The 14,235-nt window shown below is 37.4% G+C and carries 20 protein-coding genes; 15 read left to right on the top strand and 5 right to left on the bottom strand.

The features are described from left to right. Window positions 1-9: 9 nt before the first annotated feature. The 7 genes from DES38_RS02935 to DES38_RS02905 all read left to right on the top strand — a co-directional run bounded on the left by DES38_RS02935 (window position 10) and on the right by DES38_RS02905 (window position 3,432). A complete protein-coding gene (locus DES38_RS02935) occupies window positions 10-240 on the top strand; it encodes a glutaredoxin family protein (RefSeq protein ID WP_110250587.1) in 231 nt (76 codons plus the stop codon). Window positions 241-268: 28 nt separating this feature from the next. Next, on the top strand, window positions 269-529 hold the full coding sequence (locus tag DES38_RS02930; RefSeq protein WP_110250586.1) for a metal-sensitive transcriptional regulator: 261 nt from the start codon (window positions 269-271) through the stop codon (window positions 527-529). Between the two features lie 23 nt (window positions 530-552). Then, the gene (locus tag DES38_RS02925; protein WP_110250585.1) at window positions 553-852 is read left to right on the top strand and encodes a rhodanese-like domain-containing protein; all 300 of its coding nucleotides are present in this window, start codon (window positions 553-555) and stop codon (window positions 850-852) included. Window positions 853-879: 27 nt separating this feature from the next. Next, window positions 880-1,263 (top strand): DUF302 domain-containing protein, encoded by a 384-nt coding sequence (locus tag DES38_RS02920; protein ID WP_110250584.1) that lies wholly within the window; start codon window positions 880-882, stop codon window positions 1,261-1,263. A 184-nt stretch (window positions 1,264-1,447) separates the two neighbouring features. Continuing rightward, on the top strand, window positions 1,448-2,119 hold the full coding sequence (locus tag DES38_RS02915) for a hypothetical protein (RefSeq protein ID WP_110250583.1): 672 nt from the start codon (window positions 1,448-1,450) through the stop codon (window positions 2,117-2,119). Between the two features lie 26 nt (window positions 2,120-2,145). Next, complete coding sequence (locus DES38_RS02910) at window positions 2,146-2,889, top strand: cytochrome c biogenesis CcdA family protein (protein ID WP_110250582.1); 744 nt, start codon at window positions 2,146-2,148, stop codon at window positions 2,887-2,889. 12 nt (window positions 2,890-2,901) lie between these two features. Next, window positions 2,902-3,432 carry a redoxin domain-containing protein gene (locus tag DES38_RS02905; protein ID WP_110250581.1) on the top strand — a complete coding sequence of 177 codons (531 nt, stop codon included), beginning with the start codon at window positions 2,902-2,904 and terminating at the stop codon, window positions 3,430-3,432. Window positions 3,433-3,471: 39 nt separating this feature from the next. Here DES38_RS02905 and DES38_RS02900 read toward each other — a convergent pair whose 3' ends face one another. Both DES38_RS02900 and DES38_RS02895 read right to left on the bottom strand, forming a co-directional pair. Then, a complete protein-coding gene (locus DES38_RS02900) occupies window positions 3,472-4,233 on the bottom strand; it encodes an ABC transporter permease (protein WP_110250580.1) in 762 nt (253 codons plus the stop codon). Next, window positions 4,230-4,949, bottom strand: coding sequence for an ABC transporter ATP-binding protein (locus DES38_RS02895; protein WP_110250620.1), 720 nt, complete (start codon window positions 4,947-4,949; stop codon window positions 4,230-4,232). The genes DES38_RS02900 and DES38_RS02895 overlap by 4 nt, the downstream gene beginning before the upstream one ends. 362 nt (window positions 4,950-5,311) lie before the next feature. On the opposite strand from DES38_RS02895, the gene DES38_RS02890 reads away from it, so the two are divergent. The 3 genes from DES38_RS02890 (at window position 5,312) to DES38_RS02880 (ending at window position 6,777) form a co-directional block, all read left to right on the top strand. Then, complete coding sequence (locus tag DES38_RS02890; RefSeq protein ID WP_211305830.1) at window positions 5,312-5,758, top strand: Dps family protein; 447 nt, start codon at window positions 5,312-5,314, stop codon at window positions 5,756-5,758. Window positions 5,759-5,817: 59 nt separating this feature from the next. After that, window positions 5,818-6,264: a Dps family protein gene (locus DES38_RS02885; protein ID WP_110250578.1), complete on the top strand. Its 447-nt coding sequence runs from the start codon at window positions 5,818-5,820 to the stop codon at window positions 6,262-6,264. Window positions 6,265-6,330: 66 nt separating this feature from the next. After that, entirely contained in the window at window positions 6,331-6,777 is a 447-nt protein-coding gene (locus DES38_RS02880) for a Dps family protein (protein WP_110250577.1), read from the top strand. A gap of 171 nt (window positions 6,778-6,948) precedes the next feature. Here the strand turns inward: DES38_RS02880 and DES38_RS02875 are convergent, their stop codons facing one another. From DES38_RS02875 to DES38_RS02865, 3 genes are all read right to left on the bottom strand, one after another. After that, the gene (locus tag DES38_RS02875) at window positions 6,949-7,317 is read right to left on the bottom strand and encodes a response regulator (protein ID WP_110250576.1); all 369 of its coding nucleotides are present in this window, start codon (window positions 7,315-7,317) and stop codon (window positions 6,949-6,951) included. Between the two features lie 115 nt (window positions 7,318-7,432). Next, a complete protein-coding gene (locus DES38_RS02870) occupies window positions 7,433-8,296 on the bottom strand; it encodes a Cof-type HAD-IIB family hydrolase (protein WP_110250575.1) in 864 nt (287 codons plus the stop codon). 50 nt (window positions 8,297-8,346) lie between these two features. Further along, window positions 8,347-9,132 carry an HAD family hydrolase gene (locus tag DES38_RS02865; RefSeq protein ID WP_110250574.1) on the bottom strand — a complete coding sequence of 262 codons (786 nt, stop codon included), beginning with the start codon at window positions 9,130-9,132 and terminating at the stop codon, window positions 8,347-8,349. A 192-nt stretch (window positions 9,133-9,324) separates the two neighbouring features. Here DES38_RS02865 and DES38_RS02860 point away from each other — a divergent pair, with 192 nt between their 5' ends. The 5 genes from DES38_RS02860 (at window position 9,325) to DES38_RS02840 (ending at window position 14,233) form a co-directional block, all read left to right on the top strand. After that, complete coding sequence (locus DES38_RS02860) at window positions 9,325-10,236, top strand: AEC family transporter (RefSeq protein ID WP_110250573.1); 912 nt, start codon at window positions 9,325-9,327, stop codon at window positions 10,234-10,236. A gap of 83 nt (window positions 10,237-10,319) precedes the next feature. Beyond that, window positions 10,320-11,291 carry a DUF4003 family protein gene (locus DES38_RS02855; protein WP_110250572.1) on the top strand — a complete coding sequence of 324 codons (972 nt, stop codon included), beginning with the start codon at window positions 10,320-10,322 and terminating at the stop codon, window positions 11,289-11,291. Window positions 11,292-11,334: 43 nt separating this feature from the next. Then, window positions 11,335-12,108, top strand: coding sequence for an alpha/beta hydrolase (locus DES38_RS02850; protein WP_110250571.1), 774 nt, complete (start codon window positions 11,335-11,337; stop codon window positions 12,106-12,108). A gap of 98 nt (window positions 12,109-12,206) precedes the next feature. Further along, complete coding sequence (locus DES38_RS02845) at window positions 12,207-12,890, top strand: response regulator transcription factor (protein WP_110250570.1); 684 nt, start codon at window positions 12,207-12,209, stop codon at window positions 12,888-12,890. Then, the gene (locus tag DES38_RS02840; RefSeq protein ID WP_110250569.1) at window positions 12,887-14,233 is read left to right on the top strand and encodes a sensor histidine kinase; all 1,347 of its coding nucleotides are present in this window, start codon (window positions 12,887-12,889) and stop codon (window positions 14,231-14,233) included. The genes DES38_RS02845 and DES38_RS02840 overlap by 4 nt, the downstream gene beginning before the upstream one ends. Window positions 14,234-14,235: the final 2 nt, after the last annotated feature.

Raw genomic sequence — 14,235 nt, 5'->3', positions numbered from 1 at the left:
TCGATAGTGATGAATGAAGTGACTGTTTATACAACAAATACGTGTCCTTTTTGTGTGATACTTAAAAACTATCTGGAAGCACAGTCCATTGACTATAAAGATGTGGACGTCCAAAAGAATCCTGAAGCGATGCAATATGTGGTGAATAAGACAGGTCAAATGGGAGTGCCTCAGTCACAAGTGAATGGTGAGTGGGTTTTAGGGTTTGATCCAGATAAACTTGTAACCTTGTTGAAATAACTGACGTTTACGGTTAGGGGTAAATACAATGAAATATGATAAAAAGCTAATCAACCGACTAAAGCGTGTTGAAGGTCAAGTCCGAGGGTTGGTCAAGATGATGGAAGATGATCAATCATGTCGTGACGTTGTAACGCAAATGTCAGCCGTTAGAAATGCCATTGACAAGACGATGGGGTTAGTAGTCAGTGAAAATTTGCAACAATGCCTTATTCAACCACGTGCAGATGATGAAAATGAACAATTGATTCAAGAAGCAATGGATTTGTTGATTAAAAGTAGAAAATAATGTGAGAAGTGAAGGAGAAAGTGATGAAAGCAATTAACATTAATGACGTAGTGAGCAAGTTAGAAGACGATCAAGACGTAAATATTATTGATGTGCGTGAGCCATTCGAACTGTTAGAAGGAAAAATACCAGGTGCGATTAATCTACCGTTAGGTGATTTGCCAGCCAAATTAAATGAATTAGATAAAGCGAAAGAATACCATGTTGTCTGCTTATCAGGTGCTAGAAGTCAGAGTGCAGTACAATTCATGGCTAATCAAGGGTTTAATGCTGTAAATTTAACTGGTGGCATGATGTTTTATCAAGGACCGATTGCTAAATAAAACGAATGAAAAGGGAGCGATGTATAGATGTATGATTACACAGTAAGCTCAACAAAATCCGTCGAAGAATTAAGAGATGCCCTTATTGAAACAGTACCAACAGTGAAATTCGGTGTGTTATGGGAGCTGGATTTAAAGGCAACATTAATTAAAAAAGGTTTGGACTATGATAAAAAGTCATTGATTTTTGAAGTCTGTAGCCCTGCAAAAGCAAAAGCACTGTTAGAACATAATCAAGCCGCAATCTATTTCTTACCTTGTAAGGTAGCGATTTATGAAGGTGAAGGGGTAACGCATATTGGTTTGCCATTACCGACGACACAAGCGCGATTACTAGAAGATAAGAAACTAGAAGAAATGGCAAAAGAAGTAGAAGATGTTCTTATCGGTGTGATTGATCAAATTAAATAATAATTCGAGTGAGTAGGGCAGCTCAAGTGAGCTGTCCTATTATTTTAAACAAGCAAATGCATAAATTTTATCTCAATATTGAGGTTAGACATGCATGTAGGTAGTCATGAGGTTTATTGTGGTTACGATGGCTTAGGGGATGAAACATAGGTGCTGTACATAAACAAGTGAGGAGGAAATCTGAATGCCAGAAGCTTTTTTACTCGGACCGTTAGTGATAAAGGCGACAATGATTACAACTTTTTTAGCTTTTTTACTCGGCAGTATTTTTTATTGGTTTCTTAGCCCGTTTAAACAGGAAGAAAAAAAAGCACATTTAAATCGTGTTGTGGATGGATTAATTGTTTTTATGATCACAACATTTTTGGGGAAAATATTATTTAACTTAGCGCTTTTCTTTACGGATCCTTTAGCTGTGTTGGCGTATCCAAGTGATTCACGCGCATTCTATATTGCAACCGTGGTGACCTCTTTTATGATCTATCGTCAGGTGAAACGTGGAAAGGTAGACTTAGCCCCATTTGTGGATAGTTTGATTCGCTATCTACTTATCAGCCAATTTATTTGGTTATTTATTAGTCTCATTGCGACCAACTATTATGTCTCGATTTTCCATTTAACTTTTTATGCAATTCTACTAATATGCATTGTACTCATTCAACCTGAGGCAGCTTTCTACTGGTTTGTTCCGAGTATCCTTATCGTTTATGGTTTCGGGTTAGGTCTACTTACCTTTGTTATTAGCACACCATTATTTGGTTTTTATGTCCATGCCTCTTACTATTTCTTTATCGGGATTTTGGGCGTCTTGGTATTAGTCCAATCATCGGGTAAGTCGAGATATCGCATTTTTTAACATGTGCATTATGAAGGAGTGAATTTATGGAGCCCTCGACAGATATCACTTTAATTATTGCTTTAGGAGCAGGAATGCTCTCCTTTTTATCGCCGTGTACATTACCGATCTTTCCGGCTTATTTATCTTATATCACTGGGGTAAGTGTTAAGGACTTACAGGGGAAGCGTGATGTGAATGTACAACGACGCTTACTGATCCATGCCCTCGCATTTTTAACGGGGGTATCCTTGATCTTCTTTGCTTTAGGTATCGGTGCATCGTTGCTTGGTTCCTATATACAATCATTGCTGAGTGGGGCGTCAGGTGTGTTGATACAACGTCTTGCCGGAACGTTTCTGGTTTTAATGGGTCTGTTCGTTGGAGGATGGGTTAAAATTCCTTCCCTAATGAAAGAACGTCGTTTCTATATGAAAAGAAAATCAACCAGTGTAGTTGGCAGTTTTTTTGTAGGTATCGGGTTTTCTGCAGGATGGACACCGTGCATCGGACCGATATTTGCTTCGATTTTGATACTAGCAGCAACAAGTCCTACTCAAGGCGCCCTATATACGACAGTATACATTATTGGGTTTGCGATTCCTTTTTTGCTGCTTACCTTTTTCTTAGGTTACGCAAAATGGCTAGTGAAATATAGCGAAACAATGACTAAGGTTGGTGGAGCATTTATTATCCTCTTTGGTATATTACTTTTCACTGGACAACTGGCAAGACTTTCAAATGTGTTGTTACGCTTTGTTGAAAATAGTTGGTTCCAAAACTTAGGTTAGGAGTATGACACGATGAAAAAAATAATAATAGCTATTGTGTTACTTTTGATGTTCGGTTACAGCCTTTATGAGTTTGTTGATCCGTTCACAGAAGATGAAACAGTAAACCGAGAAGCAAATACCGGTTTAGGCGTCGGGCAATATGCACCAGATTTTGAACTGAAGAACCTTGCGGGGGAAACGGTAAACTTGAGCGACTACCGCGGGAAACGAGTAATGTTGAATTTCTGGGCGACGTGGTGTCCACCTTGCCGGGCGGAGATGCCTGATATGGAAAAATTCTATCAACAGAATGAAGTTGAGGTTCTTGCTGTTAACTTAACTTCTACTGAAGAACGGGAAGAAGATGTTCATCAGTTTGCCGATGAGTTTGACTTGTCGTTTTCTATTCTCTTGGATACGGACTTAACTGCATCGACACGTTATGCAATCCGTCCTGTACCAACTTCTTATATGATTGACTCCCATGGCATTATTCAACATAAAGCCTTGGGGGCATTAAACTATGAACAGATGGTTCAGGCGCTCAAACAAATGGAATAGAAGAAATCCGCTCCTTATCTCAGGAGCGGGTTTTTATATTCATTCTCTAAGGATGTGCTTTTCTAGTTGCATCTGCTTGTTAAACAAGGTGGGGTATGATAAAAATCCAAGCATGACACTTGTTAGAACGGCAGTTGTCAACAAGATGAAGATGATGATTAGTTGAAATTGAACAGCTTGAATGGGATCAGCGCCAGCGATAATTTGTCCACTCATCATGCCTGGTAATTGGACCAGTCCCATCGTTTTTTGGTTTTCAATGGTTGGGATTGTACTTGTCTTAATTGCGGTAATGAGTTGGCGGTGAATCGCTTGTTTGGGAGTACCACCAAGTGACAAAATAAGTTCAATTTGATTTTCTTTATCTTCGACCTCCGCAATAAAACGATTGAGAAATAGGATCGATAGAACCATGGCGTTTCCAACAACCATACCACTTATAGGAATGATGTATTGTGGTGTTGCTGGTATGATAGCTAAACCAAGCAAGATGGATTGTGTGAGGACTTCAATGGTTGTATAAGTGACAATAAGTTTCCAAGTAACACCCTTAATTTTGAGTCCTTTTTTGCTGGCATTGTGTGTCGCAGCTGCAATAATAAGAGCAATCATAAGTAACATGAATAAAGGGTGATCTTGATCAAAGACAAACTGCAACAAATAACCGACGACCAATAGTTGAACAATCGAGCGAACTGTTGCGATCAACATGTCTTTCTCGATGCCTAATTTTAATGAATGAGCAATGAGTAATGGAATGAGAACAAACAGTAAAGTGAGTGATAGTGTGAGATAGGTCAAGATTTACGCCCCCCCTCAATAAATGAAAGAACGGCTTTGTCCTGTGTGTTGGCTAAATCTTCAACCGGTCCTTGGAACACGACACTTCCATCAATCATGACCCAGGTGTGATCTCCAATTGCACGTGCTTGTTTGAGGTTATGAGTGATCCAAAGAATTGTTAAGCCTTCTTCTTTGTTAAGTGATAGAATTAATTCTTCAATCGCTTGAGCGGATACTTGATCAAGAGAAGCTGTAATTTCATCAAGTAACAAAAATTCAGGTTTATTCGCAAGCGTTCTAGCGATGGATACTTTTTGTTTTTGTCCACCAGAAAGTTCTTTAGTGGATGTATCTAAGTATTTTTCTGATAACCCAACCTTTTTTAATAAATCACGCGCATCCGCTTTAGAAAATGGAGTGCCATGAAGGTCGCTCGCTAACTTCAGGTTATCGTATACAGATCCTTTAATCATCACGGCTTCTTGAAAAACAATGCCGATCTTTTGTCTGAGTAAAATTGGGTCACTGGTTTCAATGTTTTCTTCTTTGAAAAAAATTGATCCATTAGATAAGGGACTTAATCGATTGATTAACCGGAACAAACTTGATTTTCCGGCACCTGATGGACCAATAAACGTGGTAATCATCCCTTCTTGTATTGTGCCACTGATGTTTTTTAAGATAGTCGTCTGATGGATGGTGTAGCTACAATGAGATAAAGTAATGGCTCCCATCTTCAATCGGGATCACCTCCTGTTTTTATACTAATTATTATAGAATATTAATTATCTGAATTCTACTAATTATGTTTAAATTGTCGATGTCGGGGTATATTATACAATGTAAGTAGTTACTAACTTCACGGATGTCTTCTTAAAGTATATGAAGGAATTGGTTAAAATTCAATAGTTATTTTACGTAGACAAACCATCGGTTGACTAAAGAGGTTATTTAAATTATAATTATTATAAAGTAATATCAATTATAATTTATTGTTATTCATTGTTTAGTCTTAAAAATGTTTTAAATTCCTAATTTCGGGAAATAGACTAAAGGCTGAATAAACGATTTAATTATTTAAAATGGAGGGATGTATATGGTAACTAACAATTTAAAGCAACACTTAAACGAATTGGTTGCTACACATGGGGTGTTATTCACTAAGTTACACCAACATCATTGGTATGTAAAAGGTCCTAACTTTTTTGTTTTGCACGAAAAATTCGAAGAGTTGTATGGTGAAGTAAACGAGCAATTTGATGAATTTGCGGAACGATTACTTACGATTGGGGGACAACCCTATTCTACATTAGCAGAGTATATCGAGCATTCTTCCATCGAAGAAGCTGCCTATGACAGTGCTATTCCAGCTGAAGAGATGGTTAAAACACTTGTTAGAGATTTTAACATCTTAGTGAATGATTTAGAAAAAGGTATCGATCTTGCTGGTGAAGCAAGTGATGATATCACAGAAGATATGCTAATCGGTTATAAAACATCAATTGAAAAACACTTATGGATGCTTACTTACTATCTAGGATAAAGTAGGGTCACAGTTACAAAAGTATTTTAGCTAAACAAATATGAGGAGGTAATTTTTAAATGGCACACACTGAGTTACAACAGCATTTAAACAATTTAGTCGCAACACACGGGGTACTTTTCACCAAGTTACATCAACATCACTGGTACGTAAAAGGCGGGAACTTTTTCGTCTTACATGAAAAATTCGAAGAATTGTATAACGAAGTGAATTTACAATTTGATGAGTTTGCTGAACGTCTCTTAACAATTGGCGGCTCCCCTTTTTCAAGCTTGCAAGAATACCTTGATCACGCTTCCATCAAAGAAGCGCCGTATACAGATAAAGTGTCAGGATTTGATATGGTTAAGTCAGTGCTAGCTGACTTTGAAATCTTAACTGCTGATTTGGCAAAAGGGATTAAACTTGCTCGTGAAGCAAATGATGACATCACAGAAGATATGTTCATTGGATATAAGACATCAATTGAAAAACATATGTGGATGTTTAAATATTATCTAGGATAAGTAAAAATCGAGTAATAGCAAGATTAAAAAGTTTTTAAACAAATATTTTTTGGAGGTTTTTCATTCATGGCACATACTGAGCTACAGCAGCATTTAAACAATTTAGTCGCAACACACGGGGTACTTTTCACCAAGTTACATCAACATCATTGGTACGTAAAGGGACCTAACTTCTTTGTTTTACATGAAAAATTCGAAGAGTTATATGATGAAATCAACGAACATTTTGATGAGTTCGCTGAGCGTCTCCTTACAATTGGTGGCAAACCTTATTCTACTTTAGGCGAGTACATTGAACATTCATCTGTTAAAGAAGTACCATATACGAGCGAAATAAAAGCAGAAGATATGGTTAAAGCAGTACGGAGTGATTTTGAAGTCCTTGTTAAAGATTTAGAAAAAGGTATCGAACTTGCAGGTGAGGCAGAAGATGATATTACCGAAGATATATTAATAGGCTATAAAACTGAGATTGAAAAACATATGTGGATGTTAACGTATTATTTAGGATAATGAGAAAAACGATGAAGTGTTTGCTTCATCGTTTTTTTATGTGTTCGTTTAACTGATATCCAATGATGATAATAGATCCGGGCACCTCGAGACATGATAATAGGAACTGTTCGGTACCAATCAATGAAAATGAAGCATTCATTTCATACCCAGTAAAAGAGAAAGTTAGTTTTATTCATCCGATTGGTGTAGAGCTTGACTCATAAGTGTTAATAGACCATCAAAGTGAGGTTTTTTGACGAATCCTTTTGCGCCAATTTCAATCGCTTCAGAGATGATAAAACTTGTTCCCATGGCGGAGACCATTATGATTTTTGCTTCTTTATCGATGCTGAGAATACGTTTGAGCGTTTCGATGCCGCTTAGTTCAGGCATATGAATATCAAGTAAAACGAGGTCGGGATTTAATTTCCGATATTTTAATATTGCTTCAAAACCATTTTCGGCAATACCGGCAATACTGTAGTCGCGTTTTAAAATCAAGCGTGTAAGCCAAGACCTCATAAAAGCTGAATCATCGACAATTAATACAGAATACATAACTAACAGATCCTTTCGTCATTCTTGGCGTCATAAGTTTATCACTTAATACGCTATGAGGTAAAGGTATCTCTACAAAACAGATCAATAGTCATAATAATTAGAAGTGTTTGGGTTAGTTTTCTAATAACATGGTCTCAATGGCCTGACTTACGCCGTCCTCTTCGTGTGAAGACGTATGATACTGGCAGGCGTCTTTTACTAATTGCTTAGCATTGGCCATCGCTACCCCACGACCAACCATTGTTAACATAGATAAATCGTTTTCGTTGTCACCGATGGCCATGATCTCACTTAACTTGATAGCTTTTTGTTCAGCGAATGCTTTTAGGGCAATTCCTTTTTTCGCATCTGGGTGGTTAAATTCTACATTATCAAATCCTGATGAAGTAACGTGGATTGATGGATGACCTGTAAAAGATTCTCTTAGTTTTAACAAGCCTTCAGGTTTTAAGGAAAAGGTCAAGATTTTATAAGGAACAATAGCAGGATCTTTTAATAGCCCTTCAAAATCAGTTGTGAAAGTGAAAGATTCCTCTTGGAAACGTTGCTCAGCACGTTCCTTGATCATTTCTTCTGTGTATTGCTTATATTCAGTTGCTAGAATTTTCACTAAGACTTGCATGAACTTTGTTCGATCGGTTGAAAAGATGCCTTTATTAGTATATAGCTCAAAATATACTTCATCAGTATCAACAACATGAAGGATCTCTGTGACACTTTCTTTCGTAAGTGGTTTTTCCACCGAAATTTGACCGTTTGAATCATAGACATTAGCCCCATTCAAACAGATGATATCTGTAGTTAGACCAGCATCTTGTATCGCATTCTGTGCGGATTCATAAGAACGGCCAGTTGCCACAATAACTTCAATCCCTTTGGCTTGGGCTTTTTTTATGGTCTTAATATTATTTGTGGAAATCGTTCCGTCAGGACTGAGTAGCGTCCCGTCTAAATCAGTTGCAATTAATTTAATCATAGCAATATCTCCCTAATCGTGATTCTTCAATGCATTATTGAGTTGTTGTTTTATAGTACGTTTATTTTTTTTAATCCATTATATATGCCGTCATCATCTACCGCGGTAGTTGTTTGATTAGCGTACGGCAGTAAATCATGATGTGCATTTCCCATCGCGAAACCTTCACCAACAAGGGTCAACATTTCTCGATCGTTCATCCCATCCCCGAATGCAATTGCTTCGGATGCATCGAGGTTAAAGTAATTCAATACAGCTTGAACGGCAGTCCCTTTATTAACGGCTCCTTGAATGATATCGAAATTAGTCATTAAGCCAGGTACATTTACGGGAGAAAAGAAAACATCATCAGGTGTATTGTAATTTTTTATTTCTGTCTCCGTCGCATGCATCACGGTGATACCTAACACGTCATTGATAAATTCCGGTCGATAATATTCATTCTTTTTAATACCGAAATGTTTAATAAAGGCTTGGACATAATCGGGTTCAAAAGAGGTGAATAAATTCGCTTGTTCATTGTATAGGAGTAGTTCATGGTCTTGAGTGCTAGCAACAGTTAAAAACTGTTCGATTAGCTTTGGATCCATCGTTTTCTTATAAATAATGTTTTTGCCTGTTCGAGCGTATGCGCCATTGTAACCAATCACATCAATTATTCCGAGTTCATCAAGAATAGTGTCGAGCTCATGGGCAGGACGGCCAGTGGCCAGAAAAACATGAATCCCTTTTTCTTGTGCCGCTTGAATCGCAGCTTTTGTTGAAGGTAAAATTTTATTGTCATGGGTTAGAACGGTACCATCTACATCGAGAAATAAAACTTTATAAGGTGTCATTACATACTTCCTTTCGTTATCAATACAAATTCATTTAGATATGGTTCCATCTTATCACTATTGAAATAAAAAAGTATAGCATTCACAACTATTATTGAACAGGCCTAATTAGAGGGAAAGCATTTATCTGCAGACTAAATAAATGGTACAATGAAAGAATAAGAATGTTGCAGTATGTAATAGGAGGGAAGCATGACTGACTTTAATCAACAATTCATTTTATCATTAGGCATTATTTTTTTAGGATACATACTTAAACGATTGAACTTTATTAGAGAAAAAGATGGGGAGGCAATTTCAAGACTAATCTTTAATGTCACGTTGCCATCATTAATTATCACTTCGTTTGCGACTTTTCACTTCCAAATGAATTTATTAGCTGTTTTTATTTTCGGATTATTATCTGGTTTTGTCTATGTCATCGCTGGTTTATTGTTGTTTAAAAACAAGCCAAAACAAATGAAAGGCATGTTAGTGATGATGATGCCTGGTTTTAACATTGGTCTTTTTGCTTTCCCTTTAGTCGAAGGGTTATGGGGACAAACTGGTATCACTTACTTCGGTATGTTAGATGGGGGTAATGCTTTCATCGTATTCGGGTTATGTTATTTAATTGGTAGCTATTATGCCGATGAAGATACCTCATTTACCATCTCCATCATGACAAAAAAGTTAGCGCAATCAATTCCGCTTATGACGTATTTAGTTATTTTTGGAATTAAACTAGTTGCCATTCCAATTCCAGCGATTGTCGTTAATGTAACGGGCACGATCTCGCAAGCGAATATGCCTTTGTCCTTGTTATTACTAGGCGTCTACCTTAGTTTTGTTTTAGAAAAATCACAATACATTGAACTTTTACGTTTTTTATTGGCTCGCTATGGTATTGCTTTAATCATTGGCTTATCGAGTTATTTCTTATTGCCACTACCAGAAATGGCACGCTTAACGTTACTAATCGGTGCGGTATTACCAATCCCATTATCACACATCCCGTATGCAGTTGAATTCGACTTCGATAAACGTTTTATTGGAACCGTTTCAAGTATGACAATTTTTATAAGTTTTGGACTCATTTGGTTATTTACTGTTTTCTTGTTATAAGTTTACACTTTCTTGAAGGTGTTTTTACTGTATGGCTTCAGGGTATACGTTAACTAATACGAGCAAAAAAGAGGTGGCTATTAATGGATGAATTGAAAAGAAAGTTAGATGTATTTGAAGAGAACGTCAATAAATTACGGGAAGTTTATAAATGGCGATTTGATCGTCAAAGTATTCTAATCGTCTCAGCAAATTTCGCCTTAAAGAATACAACAATTGATTTAGCGACGTTTCATCAAGTCAGTGAGAAAATTAAAGAAAAAGCAGGCGCATTTACGACCTTACAGCGAACGCAACGCTATTTTATTACTGCGGAGTTGATGGTTAAGTCGAATGAGCCGTTAACCATGGTTAATCGACTATTTGAAACCCATGAGTTGTTAACAAGTTATGGGTTTAAAAAAGAAACAACAACCTATTTTCTAGCTTTATTAATGTTGGATGAAACTCCTGAGGCTAGTAAGATCTGCCTTGAGCGTGCAGAGCAAATGTACAAGCAATTTAGAAAACAACATCCATTTATTATGAATACAACGCTTTACCCCTTTGTGTTGCTTCTTGCGAAACAACAAAGAGAGATTGATCAGACGGTAATGGCTGTGGAAGAGAACTATCGGTTGTTGGAGTCACACCGGTTTAAGTCGGGGTTAGAACTTCATCAAATGAGCCAGTTATTGGTATTGCGCTCACAAGCAGGACAAGTAAGTCGAAGTATTCACTTGTTAGAACAGTTTAAAATCGCTGGTTATCGGGTGCATCCAGAACATTATGCGAATATTAGTTTATTAGCACTGACTGGTTTTCAACAACAAGACATTGATGCCTTGAAAGCTCTGGTTGATGAGTTAGAATTACGCATTGGTTGGCGCAACCAACATACCTTACTTCAAAAAATCGCAATGCAATTTCTCATCCAGGACTATTTACCGCATCACGCGGGTTTAAGTGATGAAATGGTTGAATTATCACAATCTATCATTGAAGCGCAGCATATTGCTTTGATCTCAGCTGAGAGCGCTGGGGCGATTGCGTTGCATCACCAAAGCACGTTTTAAACGGTAAGGTTTTGTTTGAATAAAAATAATGGGAGTGAAAGCAATGGCAAGATTGACAGTTGATTTCTATTCTGATGTCCTGCAAAAACATACCAGTATGACGGTGATTTTACCTGAAAGCAGCAACAATCAATACGGAAAAATAAATGAATTAAAAAATCCCGAACCAATGAAAACATTGTATTTATTGCACGGTTTTACCGATGATCATACGATTTGGACAAGACGAACTTCGATTGAAAGATATGCAGAAAGTTATGGTATCGCTGTTGTTATGCCAGATGTTGATCATAGCTTTTACAGTGATATGAAATTCGGAAAAGCATATTGGACATTTTTATCAGAAGAGCTTGTTGAAAAGGCAGAGCGTTTTTTTCCGTTTTCGCAATCACGTTCTGATCGGTATGTTGCGGGCCTTTCAATGGGTGGCTATGGGGCTATAAAATGGGCGTTGAGACATCCAAATCAATTTGCGGCAGTAGCTTCTCTTTCAGGTGTGCTGGATTTAGCAACTAGAGAGCATGGTGATGAAGCTATTGATGAAGTGATGTACCAAGTCTACGGCGACCAATCAATAAGTGATACAGAAGAAGACGTTTTCTATTTATTGAAAAAATGTGTGAGCAATAATCGGACACTACCAAAAATATATTTAGCATGCGGTCAAGAAGATTTTCTGTTTGAGGGGAATCTAGCATTCAAAAGATTATTAGATGATTTATCTGTGCCAGCAATGACAACATTTGACCATGGTACACATGAGTGGGGATATTGGGACAAGCATATTGAAAAAGTGTTAGCTTTTCTTCCACTGTGACTAATACACATTTTGCTCATCATAGATCTATGATGAGCAAAATGTCTATAACTGACAATGAAAAACAACAAATGACGAGGAAGAAAGAGGTGGCTAATATGCGTGTATTAGTAGTTGAAGATGAAATTAAACTTGCTCGTGCAATTGAATTGGAACTGGAATACGAGGGTTATGATGTTGAGGTGTGCCATGATGGTAAAGAAGGATTAGCGTTTATTTTGTCTGATGTATTTGACTTAGTCTTACTCGACATTATGTTGCCGGAACTTAGTGGAATTGATGTATTACGACGTGTGCGTAAACAAGGTGTTTTCACACCAATCATATTACTGACCGCACGTGATCAAGTCTACGATAAAGTTGCAGGGCTCGACTATGGTGCTGATGACTATTTAACAAAACCATTTGAAATAGAAGAGTTATTAGCTCGGATACGTGTTCAATTAAGAGAACGGAAAACTTCTGAAATGAAGCATGGTGAGCCAGAAGGTGTTATCAAGATAGGCGAGTTGATCATCGATTCGAGGCGATATATGGTGATAGATAAGGATCATACCATTGATGTGACCAAACGAGAGTTTGATTTACTGTATTTTTTAGCAACGCATAAAAATCAAGTGATAAGTCGAGATCAATTATTAAGTCAAGTTTGGGGGTTTGACTACCTCGGAGAAACAAACGTGGTGGATGTGTATATCCGCTATTTACGTCAAAAAATCAACTATGATCTAATTAAGACAGTTCGTGGTGTGGGATATATGATTAAGGACGAATCCCAATGAATTTAAAGACAAAAATCACTTGGATGAGTGCGGGACTATTTTTAGCCTTTTTATTAATCATTCAAGTGTTCATTTATTTCAGCTTTAAACACGTATTGATTGACAGAGAAATTGAACGGGTAGCTGATGATTTATCTGTTGTCATGGAAGCATTTGCTGGGGAAGAAGTGAGTGAGGTCGATCCCTTTAGGTTATTAAATGCATATGTCCCGACAAATGGACTTATCCGCATTGTAAATGCGAATGATGAGGCAATTCAAATTGTTACCAGAGACGAACGACTGATCGATCTTCCAGTAAAGTTTGTCAGTGGAACACAAAAACAGACAGAAGTAATCGAAGATGTCGGTCGTGTTGCTAAAATTTCTATGCCTATGATTTACACGGATAATCAGGTGAGAATGATTGAAACGATCCAATCGTTAGAGGATGTTGACGATCTGTTGGATTTGCTGATGATTGTGTTAGTCATCAGTTTCTTTGTAATGTTTATTCCGGCTGTTTTAATTGGTCGTTCCCTAAGTCACTTAGTTATTCGCCCACTATCCGTTTTATCGAAAGCGATGCGTGACAATCAAAGAAATGGTGAATGGAAATCGGTTAAGCTGAAACATCAAAACGACGAAATTGGACAACTCGTGGCTCGTTATAACACGATGAATGCACGACTTCAGACAATGTTTGAACAGCAACAACAGTTTGTATCAAATGCATCACATGAACTCAAAACGCCGCTTGCGGTCATAAAAAGCTATGCACGTCTTGTTGAACGTCAAGGTAAAGAGAAGCCAGAGGTGCTAGAAGAGGGATTAGCTACCATCAACAGCGAAACGGATCGCATGGATCACTTAATTCGTCAAATGTTACTTTTATCAACACTAGAGCGAAAAGAAGGTATGACTGTCGCGAAAGTAGAACTTGTCGGATTAATTAAGTCAGCGATTCGATCAATTTCGATGGCTTTTGAACGTACTGTGAATTTTAATTATTACCAAGCAGAAGTTTTCTATCCAGCTGATGAATCTCAATTAAACCAACTCATTTATATCTTGTTAGATAATGCAAGGAAGTATAGCGAGAATCAAATTGATCTCACATTAACAGAACAAGATCAACAACTTATAATTACTGTTACTGATTATGGAGAGGGAATACCTGAAGAAGATCGAACGCAAATTTTTAACCGGTTTTACCGGGTTGACCGTGCTAGAAATAGAAAAACTGGTGGAACTGGATTAGGTTTAACTATCGCTAAAGCAATTGTCGTTGCCCATTCAGGGGAAATAGAAGTAATGAGTGAACTTGGAAAAGGGACGACGTTTCGTGTGATATTACCAAAGTAAAT

This window comes from Streptohalobacillus salinus (assembly GCF_003201605.1).
In the GTDB taxonomy this organism is placed as follows: domain Bacteria; phylum Bacillota; class Bacilli; order Bacillales; family Amphibacillaceae; genus Streptohalobacillus; species Streptohalobacillus salinus.
The sequence above is the reverse complement of the archived record's forward strand: the minus strand, read 5'-3'. Positions and strand labels throughout refer to the sequence as shown.